The sequence below is a fragment of the Paenibacillus jamilae genome (genome assembly GCF_050482105.1).
GTDB lineage: Bacteria > Bacillota > Bacilli > Paenibacillales > Paenibacillaceae > Paenibacillus > Paenibacillus jamilae_B.
Genome location: NZ_JBCNHI010000015.1, coordinates 254,647 through 273,868 on the forward strand (window position 1 = coordinate 254,647; position 19,222 = coordinate 273,868).

Sequence of the window (19,222 nt, forward strand, 5' to 3'; positions counted from 1 at the left end):
CTTGTATATTAGATTATGGAGAGGAGTCAGGAAATACATTATGAAGGAATCTCGTATTTTTGCAAAGTTTACAACGCTGGATATCGTGTTAATGGCCATGCTGGCTACATTGAACGGCGTCATGACTGTGTATTTGTCGATGATTAACAAGACGTTAAACAGTCTGGGAGGGCCGATCGCAACTTCCGCTATTGTCGGGCTGTACATGATATATGGCTTGTTGGCCTATTATATTATTCGTAAACCAGGTACGGCGGTAATTGCTTATGCTTTTGGCGCGGTAGTGCAGTCTTTTATGGGCTCTGCCTATGGTATTGCATCTATCATTGCGGCGGCTGTCTGTTATATGATTGCGGCGGAGCTGGTATTTGCTCTTTTGCGCTATCGCCGCTGGAATGCAGTTTCACTGATGCTGGCGGGTGGGGCTATGGTTCCGCTCTGGTTTATCGTGGCAGCCAATATGTTTGGCTATATGCATTGGGGCTGGAAGGTGCTGACGATTGCACTGGTCGTTCGTATCATTAGCGGTATTGTCCTGTGTGGTCTGTTGACGAAAATACTGGGCGATGCCTTGAATCGTACGGGTTTGTTAAAACGCTTTGAACGGGGACGTGCTTCACGGGCATAACAAAGGCTATACCTGGTTATAGCTTGAACAATAGGGATCGAGGGTATTTTGGTTATGAATGAACGTAATGATCATGATTCTGCGAATAGAATGGCCTTGTCCCTGAGAAATTTTGGCTATCGATACGATGACCAGGTAGAGCCAGCGTTACATAGTCTGACGCTGGACATTGCGGTGGGTGAGCATGTAGCCATTGTCGGAAATAGCGGAAGTGGAAAGTCAACGCTGTGCCAGCTGCTTCATGGCGGGTTGTCCCATTCTGGCGAGGGCGAACGAACGGGAGAGCTGACCGTGTACGGGATGGACCCCGACACCGCTGAATTGGCTACGGTCGCCACCACTGTCGGCGTCGTACTTCAGGACCCGGATGCCCAACTGGTGCAGGGAATCGTCGAAGACGAAATTGCTTTTGGACCGGAGAATCTGTGCGTGTCTCCGTCAGAAATAGAGCAACGCCTGGCCGCTGCGCTGGAGGCCGTCGGCCTGGCATCCGAGCGCGGCTCCTTCGTGCGGCGCCTCTCGGGAGGCCAGCGTCAACGCACCGCCATTGCTGCGGTGCTGGCGCTGGAAGCGCCGCTGGTCGTGTTCGACGACGCAGCAGCGCAGTTGGACCCGCCGGCGGTACGGGACTTCGTCCAGCTATGTCGGCGGCTCCACTCCGCAGGCCGGACGGTGATCACCGCGTCCGGCCGCATAGACGATGGCGTGCGTGCAGCTCAGCGCGTCATCGTGCTGAAGGACGGGACTGTGCAGCTGCAAGGCCCGCCCGAAAAGCTGCTGCGCGAACATAGTGCGCAGCTGGCAGCCTGGGGGCTGCTTCCCTCTTCCGCAGGGAGGGAAGTCATGCCGCGTGAGCCGGGGATGGATTCCGGCTTGGCGGCTAACCGCGCTGGGCATCCGTTGTTGGAGGTGAAGGGATTGACCTTCACCTACCCTGACAGCCAGCGCGCGGCGCTCAAGGGCGTAAGTCTTGCCCTTGCGCCTGGGGAACGAGCCGTGCTGCTGGGCGAGAACGGCTCTGGCAAAACCACGCTGGGCAAGCTGCTTATGGGTCTACTCCCTGCACCGAAGGGATGCATGTGGTGGGAGGGGCAGGATATGTCGAAGCTGCCCATTCACCAGCTGGCCGCCGGGATCGGCTATGTGTTCCAGCAGCCAGAGCATCAGTTTGCAGCTGCAACGGTGTGGGAAGAGTGCCTGTACAGTGTGCGGGTCAAGCTTGGTTTACGGATCGGAGATCCGGTTCCCGCCGCCTATGAGGAACGGGCGCATCGCTTGCTGACAGCCGCCAGGCTGGATCACCGACTGGAGGTCTCGCCGTATCTGCTAAGTGGAGGCGAAAAAAGGCTTTTGAGCGTTGCGGCGCAGTTCATTCTGCCCAAAAAGCTTTATATTTTGGATGAGCCGACTGCGGGAACGGATTACGAAGGGGCAAACATTCTGCTCCGTATGTGTACAAGGCAGTCTGCTGAAGGGGCGGCTTTTCTGGTCATTACCCACGATATGCAGATAGCTGAACGCTTTGCCAGCCATGTTCTACGCATGGAAGAAGGGTGTCTCTATAAAACGGAAAATAGCGGGAATGATCATACGATTACAGTTGACAAAAATTAAGGATATGTAGACAATATTATATATACATCGTACATAACAGGCGGCCTATATAGGCCGCCTGTTTACGATTATGCAGTACGGGTAATCATTATCCAAGCTGGGAAGGAAAACCATACAGATACAACACAGCTTTTATAAGGAAAGGATTTGTGATTTGCTTGGGAAACGATAAACCTATGAAGCGCGGACTCGTGCTGACGGGTGTTCTATTGGCCACCTTTCTGGCCGCGATTGAAGGAACGGTGATCGGTCCGGCAGGACCGACAATTGTTAGTGAACTGGGCAGTGTGAACTTGCTCAGCTGGATTTTTACAGCATATTTGCTGACGATGGCTGTAACCACGCCTATTTTCGGCAAGCTTAGCGATTTGTTTGGTCGAAAACCCATTTTTCTAATTGGCTGTTCGTTATTTGTGCTTGGCTCTTTGCTTTGTATGGTGGCTGGTAGTATGGAGCAGCTTATTTTATACCGGGCCATCCAAGGGATTGGAGCGGGCGGTGTCATCCCGGTTACCTTTACCATCATCGGTGATATATACAAAATGGAGGAACGTGGTAAAGTCCAAGGCATGATCAGTTCGGTATGGGGGATTTCTTCCCTTGTCGGACCTCTATTGGGTGGTTACGTGGTCACCTACTTTGGCTGGGAATGGATTTTCGGCTTTAACGTTCCCTTTGGATTGCTGGCTATGTTCTTCATCGCCCGTTATCTGCGGGAACAAGTTAGCAAGCGTACCGCACGTATCGACGTGGCAGGGGCAGTTACCTTTACCATTGGGATGACGGCACTCTTACTCGTATTGGCCTTGGGAGGGCAGTATATCGATTGGGCTTCTCCTGAATTGCTGGCTTTGGCTGCTGTAGCGATTTTGTTCCTGATTTTGTTTTTGGTTATCGAAAAGCGCGCTCAGGAGCCGATGGTGCCTCTAAAGCTGTTTCGGATACGGGATATCGCTTTTTCCTGTGCCGCTGCACTACTCGTCAGTACCCTGCTAATCGGGCTGACTAGCTATCTTCCGCTATGGATTCAAGGTGTACATGGTGGAGATGCCGCTTCATCTGGTCTGGCGCTGGCTCCAATGTCCATAGGCTGGCTGTTTGGCTCCATGATCGGAGGACGCATTTTGCTGACGCTGGGCTCGCGTCGAACCTCTTTGATCGGTCTGACCCTGATTGTATTGGGAGCCTTCGTCATGACCTTGATGAACCAAACGGCTCCGATTTGGCTGCTGTTCCTATCTACATTATTGTATGGACTAGGATTCGGCTTCTCGGTGACGGTGTTCACGATTATTGCTCAGTCCTCGGTCGGATTCCAGCTGCGCGGCGCGTCTACAGCCTTGAATACGTTCTTGCGTACGTTGGGACAAACGATTGGGGTTGCAGCCTTCGGTTCATGGCTGAATTACCGCATAGCTGCCCAAACAGCCGATGGACAGCTCACTCAACAAGGGGTTACACAGGAAGATATTAATGGTCTGCTTGCCCCGCATGCTTCACAGAGTCTAAGTGACAAGGTTGCTGGATTACTCCGATCTGTACTGGAGAACAGTCTCCATTCTCTGTTTGTAATCATGGTCGTTATTGCGGTCATTAGCTGGTTTGTTGTCCTCGGTTTGCGGAACCGCCCGCCGGGTACGGAAGAAGAGGCAGATCAGCGTATAAAGACACCCCAAAGAGAACACGCATAAAAAGTAATATACTTCTGTCATGATAAAAAGACAGTCCGGTACACCAAATAAGGGTCCGGGCTGTCTTTTTATGCAAAGGTCTCTCTTCCTACTAATTTAGCAAAATAGCCACCTCGTATAGGACCAATACATTCCCCAGTATGCAAAAAAGAAATAAAAACCCTCTAGAGATTGCGATATATTCATATGGTAAAGGTAACAAACTGGTAAAAAAGTCTTAAAAAATTGTAACAAAAATGCTGTTTCTAAATGGAACTGTGGGGTACTAAGGAACCATTTTTTTGAACTCGCTTACAAATAAGGTATTTTAAGATTTGTTTTAGAACGATTTTGCATGTGAATGAAGCAACCAACCTAGCAAAATAGGACAAGGAAAAAAATCAAGTAGCAAATTTTTCTCAATGTAATAACAATGAAAAAAGAGATGAGTTTTCAGAAAAACACTAGGAAAATATGAGGATGAAATTCATAGAGAAGCCTGTTTTCTAACCTCACAGAAAGGGGCTTTTCAGTCTATATCAATCGTTTGACATACCATATAAAATGACCCTAGCCAACGAAAAAGTTGGGCTTCAACACTAGAAAGCATAATCAGATTAAGGGAGATGGAGTACTTGAAGTTTAACAAATGGTTCAGTAAAGCAGCCACAGCAACAGTAGCAACTACCTTACTGTTAGGAGGCGGCGTTCAGGCTTTTGCAAAGGGAAATGACAAGGCTGATTCCAAAGTAGACAGTGCATTTACCCAAATTACGCGTAATGACATGTTGAATATTTTCAAACAGCAAGGCAAAGAGAAATATGAGGTTCCTTCCTTCGATGCCTCTACAATTAAGAACATTCCTTCTGCTATTGGTCACGATAGCTCAGGCAAGCAGATTGATCTGGATGTTTGGGATAGTTGGCCGTTGCAAAATGCCGATGGCACAGTAGCCAATTACAAAGGGTACAATATCGTTTTTGGACTGGCAGGCGATCCTAAAAGAGGCGAGGATACATTCATATACCTGTTCTATCAAAAAGCGGGCAATACTTCACTGAGCGGCTGGAAAAATGCCGGCAGAGTATTTAAGGACAATGATAAATTGCTTGCCAACGATCCGATTCTAAAAAATCAGTCAGAAGAATGGTCCGGGTCAGCTACCTTAACCTCTGATGGACATGTACGTTTATTTTATACGAGCAGACAGCCCTATGATCCGAATAACAAATTATACGGCAAGCAAACCTTGAGCACAGCTCAAATTAATGTTTCTCAGCCTGATGGGGAGACCCTGAAAGTAGATGGGGTCGAGGATTTGAAATCGATCTATGACGGTGGGGATGGTAAAACCTATCAAAATGTACAGCAAAGCGTCGGCATAGATATGGATAATCATACTCTTCGAGACCCTCACTATGTCGAGGATCAAGGCCACAAATATATTATCTTTGAAGCCAACACAGGGACAGAAACAGGCTACCAAGGCGAAGATTCGCTTCAAAACCCAGCTTATTATGGCGGCAATAAGAAATTCTTCTCGGAAGAGCAGCAAAACCTGCAACAAAGTCCTAAGAAAAAGGGAGCTGAGCTGGCGAACGGGGCACTGGGCATCGTTGAATTGAATGACAATTATACGCTGAAAAAAGTAATGCCTCCTTTGATTGCATCGAATCTGGTAACAGATGAAATTGAACGGGCGAATGTTTTCAAAATGAACGGTTTGTGGTATTTATTTACGAGTACAAGAGGTTCCAAGGTGACTGTAGATGCGATCGGTGACGATGATATTTACATGCTGGGTTATGTTTCTACATCCTTGACAGGGTCTTATAAACCCCTGAATGGAACCGGTCTCGTTCTTCATCAGGATCTGGATCGTGATGATATTACATGGACATATGCCCATTTTGCTATCCCGCAGGGCAAAGGCAATAACGTAGTCGTTTCGAGTTATATGACCAATCGTGGGCTTTTCCCGGATCACAAATCTACTTTCGCACCAAGCTTCCTGCTGAACATTAAAGGCTCGAAAACCTCTGTTGTGAAAAACGGTATTCTGGAGCAAGGTCAAATTACGATTGATCCAGGAAATGACAAAAAAGATAACCAAAATGAGTATGGAAAGAAATAAGTAGTTATAAGCAGCATGTCCGAAGGCGACAGCTTTGGTAAATTACCGATCTGTCGTCCGTCGGACGATACATAACAATGCAATGAGGGGTAAGGAGGATCGTCATAATGAGAAAAAAAGCTTTCAAGAACATTGGAATACGATCCGTAGTAGTTATCACAGGCTTAACTATTTTCATAGCTATGGGGTGGAGTATGTACCAACAGGATGCAGGCAAACCTCCAAAACCTGCAGCAGCTCCAAAAAACCAAGCCAATCAAAGCAAGCATACAACGCCGACTTATCGGGCCGCCTATCATTTTACCGTCCCGGATAAGTGGAAAAATGATCCACAGCGGCCTATTTATATGGATGGGGAATATCATTACTACTATTTATATAATCGTGATTACCCTCATAAGAACGGTACAGAATGGCGACATGCCACATCCACCGACCTGGTTCATTGGAAAGATGAAGGGGTGGCAATTCCTAAATATACGAATCCGAATGGAGACCCTTGGTCCGGTTCTGTCGTGATCGACGATAATGGCACCGCAGGTTTTGGAAAAGGCGCACTTGTAGCCATTGTCACACAGCCCTCCGCAAATGGAGGAAAGCAGGAACAATTTTTGTGGTACAGTACGGACAAAGGCAAGACGTTTACTTCCTACCGCAACAAGCCCGTGATGTCCAACCCAGGCACAAAGGATTTCAGAGATCCCAAAATCATTCGGGATGTTCAACGTAATCAATGGGTGATGGTCATGGCAGAGGGAACGAAGATTGGCTTTTATAGGTCTAAAAATTTAAAGGACTGGCAGTTTACGAGTGGCTTTCAAACGGAAAACATCGGGCTTGTGGAATGTCCTGACCTCTACCAGATGCGTGCGGATGATGGGACCTATCAATGGGTTCTGGGCGTAAGCGCCAATAGCAAGCCAACTGGCGGTCCCAACACGTATGCCTATTGGACGGGAGATTTTAATGGAGAAGGATTCCTCCCTGAACGCAATGATCCTGATTGGCTGGATTATGGCTTTGACTGGTATGGTGCGGTTACGTTCGAGGACGGCAAAGCCAAAGACCAATACAGTCACCGTTATGCGCTGGCCTGGATGAACAATTGGGATTATGCCAATAACACGCCTACCCTGAAGGAAGGCTTCAATGGAATGGATTCCGTTGTTCGTCAAATTCAATTGAAGCGTACAACGGATGACGGATATCACTTGGTTTCACAGCCGGTATCAGCTTTGGAGCAATTCCCGACTACAACGGAATCATTGGGGCAGATCCAGGTAGAGGGGACTCACACCCTTCCGGTATCAGGTGATGCCTATCAGCTGGAGGCGGATGTATCTTGGTCAACGATCAAAAATACAGGCTTGAGGCTTCGAGAGTCTGCGGATGGCAAGCGACATGTAGATGTGGGTATCTCGGTGGAGGGTCAATACTCTTATGTAAACAGAGCGAACACCGGACAGCCGGATCAGAGTGGAAAATATGTAGAGAGTAAAGCGCCTTTTGATACCGATAAGAAAAATGTTCACTTGAACATTCTTGTCGATAAAACCAGCATCGAAGTCTTTATCGATGATGGAGAAGTAGCTCATTCCTCCTTGATATTTCCACGCTTAGAGGATCAGGGAATTACCCTCTTCTCAGATGGCGGTAAGGCTATTTTTAACAATGTAGTGGTCAAACATTTTAGTCGATAATAGGTCTTATGCTGCTCGTAAGCTTAGGCATATTTCGCTCAGGTATATATAAAGTCCACCCATAAATATAAGGGTGGACTTTTCTGTGTAGATCTAAATTTTCGTTAGCACAGCTATAGGATTGTTCTTTTATTCACAATGGAGCGCTTGCTAAAAATACTATTCATTCTATTTGTGATAAGGTGACAGGTTATCAGCGCTACGACCCAATTTTTTGAGCAAGCCGATGAGTTGATCTCTTTCAGTTTCGCTGATACCGCTAAAGGCACGTTCAATCTGACGTGTATAATCAGGATAAATTTCGTCCATGACACGTTGTCCTTCGTCCGTCAATTCTGCATATATAATCCGACGATCTTGGTCGCACGGGTGACGGTGCAAATAACCACGGCTCTCCAGCTTGTCGATAACATAAGTGACATTTCCGCTTTGCAGAAGCAGCTTGGCTCCAATTTGTTGAATTGGCTGTGCTCCCTTGTGATATAAAACTTCCATCACGGCGAAGGCCGTTGGGTTGAAGCCCACCGTTTTGATGCCAGCAACCGCATGTTCGTTTACACTTTTGAATGACTTGGCAAACACGCTATACAAATGCATGGATTGCTGTGTCACCAATGTTCGGTAATCTATCATCTTCATTCCGCCTTTATGTATGGATTTGGGCATCCTTTGACCGCTCGGTTCGGATGACCGGGCAACCATACCCTTGTTACTAGCATAAAGGGATTTGCGTAGGGAAAACATGCGATTTGTCACAGTAGCTGCTTTTTTAACTATTTAATTTCAAAGCTTTAAGGAAAATTTTGAAAATTGAAGGTTTTGAATGTAAAAATACGGTTCCAGTTGGTTATATTAAAAAATAACATACCTAATGAACCCAAATAACCCAATAAGATAAATTCGGAGGAGATGAAGCATATGGATACGGGTTCCTTCCGTTTTCAATTTCGTGATCCGCAGCAAGCTGCCCAAGCCTGTGAAACATTAAAGGAGATTGGATACGATGCCAGCACGAACGGTGATACAGGTCTCAGTGTTCACGTCGAGAACCAGGATGTGCTATCTGCGTTAGAGATTTGCCAAGCTTATGAAGGAAGTATAATTGAGACGGGAATCCTCACTTATCGTCCAGGCAACCAAGGTAATATTGGTGCACCTAATCCAGGCTATAGCTCGGAGGATTGGATTATTCCAGCGCACACCATCAATGAAGACTGGAGCGAGGCGTATAAAAACGGCTCTTCACAAACATTTACGAACACAACACAGGAACACAACGTCAGCTCTGATCAACAACCGGAGGACGATGTGGACGGTTTTTCTGGCAGCATCCATATCTGAATCACAAGATGACACCATGCTATAAAAAAGCACCAGTAACCTTTGCGTAGGTTACCGGTGCTTTTTTATTAATAAGGAAGGGCAAGTCCAATACACATGAAATATATAGGAAAGGGCAATCTAAAGATTAAAGCTCTCTGTCTCAAATTCAGAAATTTAGAAATAAGGTGATTCTCTTATGGGCAAATCTTCAGCAGGTAAGGCAAAAGATGAAAAACTAAAATGGTGGCAGCTGAGCTTGTTAGGAGTTGCAGGTACCATTGGTACAGGGTATTTTCTTGGCTCCAGTTTAGCGATTTCCATTGGTGGTCCAGCTGTGCTGATCTCATATTTCTTGGCAGCAGTCGGAACGTATGTGGTATTTGACGCCCTTTCGCGCATGACGGCAGATCATCCAGAACAGGGCTCATTCCGTTCCTATGCTCAAAAGGCATTTGGCAATTGGGCAGGCTTCGGTAGTGGCTGGGTGTATTGGTTCTCAGAATTGCTTATTAATGGGAGTCAACTCATCGCGCTGTCTATATTTTCACGCTTTTGGTTTCCTCAGGTACCGATGTGGATTTTTGCAGCAGGCTTCGGGCTCTTAGGGCTTGTGATTGTTTTTTTCGGCAATAAAGGCTTTGACCGTATTGAAAATGTACTAGCCATCATTAAGATAGCAGCTCTTGTAATGTTTGTGATCCTAGCGGTTGCACTTTTGGCAGGCTGGATCGGAGGTGGCAAATATAATCCGAAGTTCCCCCTCAGCTACAAAGACTTTTTTGCAACTGGTGGTATAGGATTATGGTCATCTTTTATTTTTGCCTTTTATGCATACGGGGGTATTGAAGTGCTCGGAATTATGTCTAATCGACTTCATAACCCGGAGGAAGCGCCCAAAGCAGGGAAGGTCATGTTGACGGCGCTGGCTGTAGTGTATGTGCTCTCGATTGGACTGGCTGTGTCTATGGTACCATTAAGTGCTTTTAATCCAAAGGAAAGCCCTTTTGTGCTTGCGCTCAGTAGCGAACATCTGGTCTTTGTACCTCATTTGTTTAACGGAGTCCTTATTATTGCAGGGTTCTCAACAATGACAGCATCGTTGTATGCAGAGACATCAATGATGATTACCCTTGCCCAGGAAGGAGATGCGCCCACACTTTTTTCACGGAAGTGGAAGGATAAATACCCTCTTTATGCACTTAGTTTGATCTCTGTTGGTTTAATCTCGGCAATCGTATTATCGTTGCTGCTACCCGGAAAAGTGTATGAATATATTACAACAGCTGCGGGCTTAATGCTGTTATATAACTGGTGCTTTATTTTGCTGTCTTCAGGTAAGCTACTGAAATCAAGCACTTCGAGCAATATCAAACGCTGGATTGGATTACTATTGATAGCTATGGCTGTAGTCGGGGCTTTTCTTCATAAGCTTAGCCGCCCTGGGGTTTATATCAGCTTACTGCTTGTCTTGTTAATTGCAATATGTGACTTTATTGTATTAAGAGTGCGCCGAAAGCACGCCAAGGAATCCCGTTAACTCTATTAAGAAGCCAAGCATTAACGTACAAAAAGCAATTGAAATGCCTGTACACCAAAATAAAAACCAAAGCCTACAAGGGATAAACCAGATAGCCAAGATATGGTCTTAAGCAGTCCAGGTTTGAGAAATCTACGGAAAACACTTGAAGCGGCTGCCATCGTCACATCCCAGGCCAGCACGCCTAATACAATTGCTCCGCTGTAAATCAATAGCTGTTGTACTGGATATGTATTAGCGACGTTAGCCAGTATGGACCCGTAAATGCCAAGCCAGAAAAGAATGGAGAGCGGATTGAATAATGACATCAGGAATCCCGCTACAAATGAGTTGGTCAGGGTATTACCGTTTCCTCTTAATTCGGACTCTGCAATTACACCCGCATTTTTAATGCTTTCAAGGCCTGTATACACAAGCACGAAAAAACCAAACAGCCATAAAAAAGCTTTGATAAACGGGGAATTGAGAAGGTGGATCATTCCCAAATAGACGAGCATCATATAAATAATGTCTGCTGTAATTGCACCTAGTCCAATAAACCAGGCGTGCCAAAATCCATTCTTAATACCTCGATCCAACTGCGCGGCATTGATCGGTCCGATGGGAGCCGAAAGTGACAAACCCAGAAAAATATACCCGATAAATGTATGAATGGCGTTCTCCTCCTTGAGTACTTTTTGCACGTTATGTATTTGTTCTTATTAGTTTATTCGGACAAACCCGTGGGTAAGACCACATTGTTTGTACATATATTGTAGGCATAGTCTCGTTTTTACTAGCCCAACGAATGAACTAGATCCCCAAAGGAGCTCTAATCCTTACCCAAAAAGGGTTAGAGCTTTTTTTAGTGAGGAGACTTGACACATTTAATGAAAGCGCTTATATTTATCTCGTAAGTAATACGTTATATAACGTTATATAAAAGGAGAGATAAAAATGAATGTACAGCAGACGGTTCAGACGATTTATGAACAAGCGAATGGAGAGATTTCCGAGGTTTATTTAGTAGCCTGCGGGGGCTCACTAGTTGATATGTATCCTTCTAAATATTTTCTGGATAGTGAAGCAAAGAAACTGGTAGCAGGGATGTACACAGCGAATGAGTTTGTACATGCGTTGCCCAAACGATTGGGAGCCAATTCAGTGGTCATCGTTTGTTCCCACGGTGGGAATACCCCGGAGTCTGTCGCAGCTGCTAAGTCAGCCAAAGAGAAAGGTGCTTATACCATTGGCTTAACCCACAATAAGGAAGCGAGCCTGCTCAACTACTCGGATTATTCCTTTCTCTACGAGTGGGGGGATGAGAGCGATGTTAAAAACAACCCGATGGCCATTATTTTAGAGCTTGCGGTTGAACTGCTTCAAATCACTGAGGGTTATGTGCACCACGCGGCTTTCCAGAATGGATTGGGAGTAATCAATGGGATTATTAACCGGGCGAAAGTCCAAGTTGAACCGCGTGCTCGTGTATTCGCTGACAGATACCGCAATGAGGAACTCTTTTATATCCTGACCAGCGGGGCGTCTTATGGACATGCTTACGGCTTTGCGATCTGCTCGTTGATGGAAATGCAATGGCTTCATGCAGCATCTATCCACTCCGGTGAATTTTTCCATGGACCGTTTGAAGTAACGGATAAGGAAACTCCATTTATTCTGATGATCAACGAAGGACGCACACGGGCGCTGGATGAGCGGGCGCGGACTTTCCTGAATCAGTATGCCGAAAAAGTGGAAGTGATTGATGCGAAGGAGCTTGGTATCGGAACGATTGCAGACGAGGTGGTAGAGTTTTTTAACCCGGTTTTATTTTACAGCATTGTATGTGTGTATCGTGAAGCACTTGCGAATGTACGCAATCACCCATTGGAAACTCGCCGTTATATGGGCAAAGTAGCTTACTAAGCGCACTTACCAACAGGAGGAAATCATCATGAAGGTTCTAGGCATTGGCGATAATGTGGTAGATAAATATGTTCATCTGCGCATGATGTACCCTGGCGGCAATGCGCTTAATTTCAGTGTGTTTGCCAAAAAAGCGGGAGTGGATGCAGCCTTTATAGGTGTGTTCGGGGACGACAACGAAGCACGGCATGTAGAACACACCCTGCGTGAGCTTGACATCGATATTTCACGGTGCAGATATCACAGCGGTGAGAACGGCTGCGCACGTGTAACTCTAGAAGACGGAGACAGAGTATTTCTCGGCAGTAATGAAGGGGGAGTGACACGTCTTCATCCGTTGAAACTAAGCGAAGATGACAAGGAGTATCTGGGCGAATTCGACCTGATTCATACTGGCTTGTACAGTCATACAGGTCACTTGCTGCCCGAACTGGAGACGCTGGGAATTCCTATTTCTTTTGATTTTTCAGATGATTTTACAGATACACAGGTAGAACAATATATCATGCATGCCGACTTTGCATTTTTCTCTTGCAGCCATATGACGGATGAAGAGACGCAGAATTATATCCGTTCCAAACGTAAAAAAGAGGGGCAGATTCTGGTCGCCACACGCGGGGGGGATAGATCCATCGCCTATGATGGTACGAAGTTCTATTTTCAAATGCCCGATTCCGTTGAAGCTGTCGATACCATGGGTGCGGGTGACTCTTATATAACCGCCTTTTTGCTGAGCTATTTGGAAAAAGGCAATATTCAGGATGCTATGGCAGAAGGCTCAAGGCTTGCCGCCCAGAGCTGTCTGGTAGAAGGTTCCTTCGGATACGGCGTTCGTTATTAGCCTATCTTTTCAATGATCTTCACTTGTAAGAATATGTAACCTTTGATACTCTAAGTGAGAGTGATATAACGTTATATGACAAGTGAGGGTATATTATGTTGAATTCAGATCAAGCAGAGCCATTATATATTCAATTACAAAAAGCGGTTAAAACCGCTATTCATAACGGAACGTTTACGCAGGGAAGCCGTATACCGACCGAAACAGAGTTAAGCGAGATGTATAATGTAAGTCGAATCACCGTAAGGAAAGCAATTGCCGAATTAGTTCATGAAGGATATCTGACCAAACGTCAGGGAAAAGGCACCTTTGTCAATATACCCAAAATTGGGCGGAAGATCGAACATGTTATTAGCTTTACGGCTGCTTGCAAATCCAATGGGCTTTCTTCACACAGTGAGGTCACAAAACGTGAAATGATAGCAGCAGATGAGGAAATTGCACATCAATTGCAGTTGTCACAAGGGGAAAAAGTGCTATATATTCAGCGTAAAAGATACGCAGATGATCGTCCCCTGATGCTGGAAAACAATTTTTATCCTTATGAGCGATTTGCATTTCTAATGGACGAACGGCTGGAGGGATCTGTATACGAGCTACTGCGGCAAAAATACAGTATCGATCCTAACCAGCCGGGAGAGACGATATTACAAATTGCTTTGGCGGATGAAAATCAGGCCAAGCTGCTGGAGACGGCGATCGGGCAGGCGTTGTTTTACATGCATACAATGATCTATGACCAGCATGGAAGCCCGGTTCATGTAGGAAAGCAGTACATCATCGGAGACCGTTATCAATTCTCTATATAATCCATTGCCTATCATGCAAGGTAGCTCAGGTACGTGTGGCTTCTGCTTTTCATCCGAGATGAGGAGAAGCAGAAGCTACAACATAACGTTATATTACGTATTGTTGTTAGGTGAAGCAATCATGAGGTGGTGAAACTGTGCAAGAGAAGAAGGATACATTAGCAGACAAAGTGCTATTCTCCAATGCTATTTTTAATGGTTTGGAAAATGAAGCTTCGCCTGGGTTTATTGCAGTGCGAGGAGAACGTATTGCAGCAGTGGGGAGTTCGGAAGAGGCACAAGCCTGGATAGGAGCCGAAACGGTTGTCTATGATCTGGGAGACGCCTTTATCATGCCGGGAATTCATGACAACCATGTATTTTTTACCGGATACATGTCGATGCATCGGGGCGTCGATCTGACGCATACAGCCTCCAGTGAAGAAGCGATGGAACTCTTGCTACAAGAGGCAAACAGCCTTCCGCCAGGAAAAGATGTAACCGCTTTCGGTTGGAGCGAGGAAAGATGGGGGAAGCTGCCTAATTCAAGCTTGTTGGATGGATTGTTTCCCGATCGGGCGGTCATCGCTATCAACCGAAATAAAAGCTACTGCTGGATGAACCGATTGGCTGAGAATAAATACCAATTTTCGCCTGATCAATGCAGTGCCGAAGCACGTGCTTTATTGCTCCAAGCTATGATGCAGGACCGCAGCCTTGTCCAACAAGAGTTTATGGAATTTTGCCGTATGCTGGCTGCACGAGGAGTTACTTCTATAAAAGATATCGGCTTTGACCGACATAGCGAGCTGCTTCCGATTCTAGATGAGTTGAAGGAAAAAGGTGAATTGCCACTCAGATTCCATTTCTCGTTGGAACCAGTTGTTGAACCATTTGATATAAGGATTGGTATCCAATATAAAGCACTTTATAATGGAGACTTTATTCGTTTCCAGGGATATAAGCTGATGCTTGATGGCGTTGTAGCAGATCATACCGGGGACATGTTGGAGCCTTACGCAGATATGCCTGGCGTCACGAATTTGAGGACGGTTGATTATAAAAAGATTGAAGCCTCTGTTCTGGAAGCGGACAGCCAGGGGATCAAGTGCTGCTTAACGGCAGAAGGCGATGCTGCGATTCGCCAAGCAGTATCCATGATTGAAAAATGCCGCGCCCAGCAAGGTAATCACCTCATCAGACATTCGATCAGTGATCTGGAGTATCCCCATCCAGATGACTTGACCAGAATGGGAGAGAACGAAATTTTTGCTGAGGTCTATGCTCAAATTTTGCTATTGAATCCATCTTACGAAGAGGCTTATATGTCTGCTGTGGTAGGCAAAGAGAAAGAAAGCCGTTTTTATAATTATCAGTCCATGCTGGAAGCTAACGTGCCGATAACTATAGGTACTGATTTGCCCTTATTTATCACCAGTGTCCCCGATTCACTGTATGCAGCCTCTCACCGATTATTCCCGGATGGCTCGCCTGCTGGAGGCTGGTATCCTGACCAAGGAATGCCGCCATCCGAAGTTTTAAAGGCATGGACGATTAATGGAGCCAAACATTGTTATATGGAAGAGGTTACAGGTACGCTGGAGGCTGGAAAATATGCTGACATCGCCGTTTTTGATCGCGACCTCCTTAATGCATCCGCCGGAGACATCAGGGATGCCCAAGTGTTATTGACCATTATGGGAGGGAAGGTTACGTATAACCATTCTTGGAATGAGGGATAAACATGAACATCACGAATAAGAAATGGAAATTATCCTTGCCCCATAGCTATACCTTAATATTTTTGATTATTATTACAGTCGCCGCGTTGACATGGATTGTACCCAGTGGTCAATTTGAGCGTCATGAAGTGACAGTGAACGGTGTGACCAAAACGGCAATCGTTTCAGGAACCTATCACTCTGTACCCAAAACGGGGGAGAACGGTGATTTGAGACAGGGCATCCCTCAGATCCTTAGCGCTCCGATTGAGGGGATTATCAATGCCGCCGATGTCGTCTCTTTTGTTCTTATCGTAGGCGGCTCCTTCGGTATTATTCTGCAGACAGGAGCCATTGATCGTGCGCTGACAGCTCTTGCCAGGCGGCTGAAGAACAAAGGGATTTTGCTAATTCCCATTGCTATGGTTATTTTCAGTCTCGGAGGCTCTACCTTTGGGATGAGTGAAGAAATAATTCCACTTTATGCGATTTTTATCCCGTTGATGTTTGCCTTGGGTTTCGACTCTATGACAGCGATTCTTATTTTATTTCTGGGGACGCAAATCGGCTATGTTGGTTCGACGGTCAATCCATTTTCAGTGTTGATTGCCCAGGGAATCGCAGGAGTGGAGGGGAATCCTCAGCTCTGGCTGAGATTTATCGAATGGCTTGTATTTACGGCGATTTCTATTGCTTTTACGATGTGGTATGCGCACCGGGTGAAGCGAAATCCGGAGAAATCCATCGTGTTTCAGAGTGATATTATAAACCGCGAGCAATTTATAAAGGAAAGCACAGGTGAGGACGTCGTCTTCACGTTTCGTGACAAACTGATTATAGGCGGATTTATTGTAACGCTTGGAGCGATCGTCTGGGGAATTTTAGCCAAGGGCTGGTATATGACTGAGATCGGCGCCCTTTTCTTTGCCCTCGGTATTTTTGTTGGGATTGTCACCAAAATGAGTCAGAAGGAAATAGCCGAGAATTTTGTAAAAGGATGCGGAGAATTTATCTACGCTGCGGTGATCATAGGCCTTGCCCGCGGAATTTTGATTATCGCCGAACAGGGGATGATTATTGATACCGTATTGAATGCACTTGCAAGCGTCCTAGAAGGATTGCCAAGTTATTTATTCACCACTATTATGCTGCTTGCGCATAATGTCATCACTTTCCTAGTCCCTTCTTCCTCGGGAGAAGCTGCACTCACCATGCCTGTACTTGCACCGCTTGGCGATCTTGTCGGTATCAATCGTGAAGCTGTAGTTACCGCGTACCAATTTGGTAACGGGTTAACCAATCTCATTTCACCAACAGGCGGAGTACTGCTGGCAGGATTGGCCATTGCCCGGATCAGCTTTGGACAGTGGCTGAAGGTCATATTCAAACTATTCCCGATCCTGTGGCTGGTGGCTGCTATTTTTGCTGCTATATCGGCCGCGGTGGGGATCTAATCAACCAAGTGAGACCCCTGTCTGTTAGAGACAAGGGTTTCTTTTTACGTGTATCAAACAAGTTCTCTTATCAGGAAGCTGATCACTTCTTTCCCAGTAGGGTGCATAAGTTTACGTGGAAAATGAATAATATGGATAGCATTTTCCTAAGGAGGAAATAACTCGATGCTTGCTGATAACGGATTACTCATTGCTGCTCTGGGCGGTGTGAATGAAATTGGTAAAAATATGTATTTTATTCAATATGATCAGGACATTGTCGTCATTGATTGTGGCTCCAAGTTTCCTGATGAAAATTTGCCTGGTATTGACCTCATTGTACCGGATGTGACCTATCTGCAGGAAAATCAGGATAAAGTCAGAGCGCTTATTGTAACTCATGGGCATGAGGATCACATCGGGGGGATTCCTTATTTACTGAAGCAGATCAATATCCCCGTCTATGGCACAAAGCTCACTATCGAATTAATTAAGATAAAGCTGAAGGAACATAACCTTTTACGCGATGCCAAGCTCCATCTTATAGATGCCGATTCAATCATTCAGGCGGGGACGATTGAGGCCTCTTTTTTCACCACTGTACACAGCATCCCTGATTGCTTGGGTGTCTTTTTTAAGACACCGGAAGGAAATGTGGTTCATACCGGAGATTTTAAATTCGACATGTCTCCTGTCAGCGGGCCTTTCCCGGATCTTCATCGCATGGCTGAGATTGGAAAGCAAGGGGTTAAAGTGCTTCTTTCCGAAAGTACAAATGCCGAAAGACCGGGATTTACTCCCTCAGAACGCTTGGTTGGTGGGCATATTTTGGACGCTTTCGCCAGAGCCAAACAGCAAGTATTCATTTCTACATTTGCCTCCAATGTTAACCGTGTTCAGCAAGTCATTGACGCGGCTGTGGAAACAGGCAGAAAACTTGTTTTACTGGGACGCAGCATGATCAATGTAGTGTCCGTGGCTAAGGAGCTGGGATTCTTGCACATGCCCGAGGACTTGTTGATTGAGGCTGGGGAAACGGAGCGGTATCCTGCGGAAGAAATTGCAGTTTTATGTACAGGAAGTCAGGGTGAACCGATGGCTGCACTGTCCCGCCTGGCCAATTCCTTGCATCCGAAAATCGAAATTTTGCCTGGAGATACGGTAATTATTGCTGCAGGAGCTATACCCGGGAATGAACGGAACCTTTCCCAAGTCATCGATAACCTGTACGTACTGGGGGCCAACGTGATTTATGGATCAGGCAGCGCCACGGGGATGCACGTATCCGGTCATGGCAGCCAGGAAGAGTTGAAATTAATGATGACCCTGATGAAACCCCAGTATTTGATTCCTATACATGGTGAATTCAGAATGCTGCATCAGCATCGTCAGCTAGCAGAGTCAGTAGGGATTCCTATGGAGAATGTGTTTATTGTCCATAACGGTGATACGATCCAAATCGTCGAGGGAAGGGCATCCCTCGGTCCAAAAGTACCATCTGGCAATAGCCTGGTGGACGGGCTGGTAACGGGTGACGTAGGCAATATTGTACTGCGGGACCGTAAAAAACTTTCCTCAGATGGAATGCTGATTATTGTGATGACTTTGAGCAAAAACGAAAAGCAAATGCTTGCTGCACCGGAGGTCATATCAAGAGGCTTTGTATACGTTAAAGATTCCGAAGATTTGATGAATCAGATCCACGACACGATTATGGCCACAGTGAACGAGTTAACAGAAATTGAAATGAGTCAGTGGGGGCTGATTAAGCAGATGCTAAAAGATAATGTGGGCCAGTTTATTTACAGCCAGACTAAGAGAAGACCTATGATTTTACCTATCATTATTGAGGTATAGGCATAGCGGTAAATGTCAAAACAGGATGGAGTTTGTTCAATACGCGATGACTCAAAAAAGACTTAAATCA

15 protein-coding genes are annotated in these 19,222 nt (G+C 45.9%); 13 read left to right on the forward strand and 2 right to left on the reverse strand.

The annotated features are described in order from the left end of the window. Positions 1 to 40: 40 nt before the first annotated feature. From ABEW32_RS13405 to ABEW32_RS13425, 5 genes are all read left to right on the forward strand, one after another. On the forward strand, positions 41 to 628 hold the full coding sequence (locus ABEW32_RS13405; RefSeq protein ID WP_430188390.1) for an ECF transporter S component: 588 nt from the start codon (positions 41 to 43) through the stop codon (positions 626 to 628). A 54-nt stretch (positions 629 to 682) separates the two neighbouring features. Further along, positions 683 to 2,242 carry an ABC transporter ATP-binding protein gene (locus tag ABEW32_RS13410; RefSeq protein WP_430188392.1) on the forward strand — a complete coding sequence of 520 codons (1,560 nt, stop codon included), beginning with the start codon at positions 683 to 685 and terminating at the stop codon, positions 2,240 to 2,242. Between the two features lie 176 nt (positions 2,243 to 2,418). After that, positions 2,419 to 3,933, forward strand: a complete 1,515-nt coding sequence (locus ABEW32_RS13415; RefSeq protein WP_430188393.1) for an MDR family MFS transporter — start codon at positions 2,419 to 2,421, stop codon at positions 3,931 to 3,933. 614 nt (positions 3,934 to 4,547) lie between these two features. Then, positions 4,548 to 6,047 carry a glycoside hydrolase family 68 protein gene (locus ABEW32_RS13420; protein ID WP_430188395.1) on the forward strand — a complete coding sequence of 500 codons (1,500 nt, stop codon included), beginning with the start codon at positions 4,548 to 4,550 and terminating at the stop codon, positions 6,045 to 6,047. 107 nt (positions 6,048 to 6,154) lie between these two features. After that, complete coding sequence (locus ABEW32_RS13425; RefSeq protein ID WP_430188396.1) at positions 6,155 to 7,747, forward strand: glycoside hydrolase family 32 protein; 1,593 nt, start codon at positions 6,155 to 6,157, stop codon at positions 7,745 to 7,747. A 168-nt stretch (positions 7,748 to 7,915) separates the two neighbouring features. On the opposite strand, the gene ABEW32_RS13430 is transcribed toward ABEW32_RS13425, so the two are convergent. After that, the gene (locus ABEW32_RS13430; RefSeq protein ID WP_013369372.1) at positions 7,916 to 8,380 is read right to left on the reverse strand and encodes a MarR family winged helix-turn-helix transcriptional regulator; all 465 of its coding nucleotides are present in this window, start codon (positions 8,378 to 8,380) and stop codon (positions 7,916 to 7,918) included. A 285-nt stretch (positions 8,381 to 8,665) separates the two neighbouring features. Between ABEW32_RS13430 and ABEW32_RS13435 the strand changes: the two genes are divergently transcribed. Together ABEW32_RS13435 and ABEW32_RS13440 are read left to right on the forward strand one after the other, a co-directional pair. Then, positions 8,666 to 9,088 carry a hypothetical protein gene (locus ABEW32_RS13435; RefSeq protein ID WP_430188398.1) on the forward strand — a complete coding sequence of 141 codons (423 nt, stop codon included), beginning with the start codon at positions 8,666 to 8,668 and terminating at the stop codon, positions 9,086 to 9,088. A 178-nt stretch (positions 9,089 to 9,266) separates the two neighbouring features. After that, on the forward strand, positions 9,267 to 10,607 hold the full coding sequence (locus ABEW32_RS13440) for an amino acid permease (RefSeq protein WP_430188400.1): 1,341 nt from the start codon (positions 9,267 to 9,269) through the stop codon (positions 10,605 to 10,607). Between the two features lie 20 nt (positions 10,608 to 10,627). Here the strand turns inward: ABEW32_RS13440 and ABEW32_RS13445 are convergent, their stop codons facing one another. Beyond that, positions 10,628 to 11,260 carry a LysE family transporter gene (locus tag ABEW32_RS13445; RefSeq protein ID WP_430188498.1) on the reverse strand — a complete coding sequence of 211 codons (633 nt, stop codon included), beginning with the start codon at positions 11,258 to 11,260 and terminating at the stop codon, positions 10,628 to 10,630. A gap of 283 nt (positions 11,261 to 11,543) precedes the next feature. Between ABEW32_RS13445 and ABEW32_RS13450 the strand changes: the two genes are divergently transcribed. The 6 genes from ABEW32_RS13450 (at position 11,544) to ABEW32_RS13475 (ending at position 19,152) form a co-directional block, all read left to right on the forward strand. Then, on the forward strand, positions 11,544 to 12,512 hold the full coding sequence (locus ABEW32_RS13450) for an SIS domain-containing protein (RefSeq protein WP_430188401.1): 969 nt from the start codon (positions 11,544 to 11,546) through the stop codon (positions 12,510 to 12,512). A 28-nt stretch (positions 12,513 to 12,540) separates the two neighbouring features. Next, positions 12,541 to 13,353, forward strand: coding sequence for a fructoselysine 6-kinase (locus ABEW32_RS13455; protein ID WP_430188402.1), 813 nt, complete (start codon positions 12,541 to 12,543; stop codon positions 13,351 to 13,353). A 95-nt stretch (positions 13,354 to 13,448) separates the two neighbouring features. Next, positions 13,449 to 14,162 (forward strand): GntR family transcriptional regulator, encoded by a 714-nt coding sequence (locus ABEW32_RS13460; RefSeq protein WP_430188403.1) that lies wholly within the window; start codon positions 13,449 to 13,451, stop codon positions 14,160 to 14,162. 137 nt (positions 14,163 to 14,299) lie between these two features. Continuing rightward, the gene (locus ABEW32_RS13465; RefSeq protein ID WP_430188404.1) at positions 14,300 to 15,883 is read left to right on the forward strand and encodes an amidohydrolase; all 1,584 of its coding nucleotides are present in this window, start codon (positions 14,300 to 14,302) and stop codon (positions 15,881 to 15,883) included. Between the two features lie 2 nt (positions 15,884 to 15,885). Continuing rightward, a complete protein-coding gene (locus ABEW32_RS13470) occupies positions 15,886 to 17,316 on the forward strand; it encodes a YfcC family protein (protein ID WP_430188405.1) in 1,431 nt (476 codons plus the stop codon). Positions 17,317 to 17,481: 165 nt separating this feature from the next. Next, the gene (locus ABEW32_RS13475; RefSeq protein WP_430188406.1) at positions 17,482 to 19,152 is read left to right on the forward strand and encodes a ribonuclease J; all 1,671 of its coding nucleotides are present in this window, start codon (positions 17,482 to 17,484) and stop codon (positions 19,150 to 19,152) included. The last annotated feature ends 70 nt before the right edge of the window (positions 19,153 to 19,222 follow it).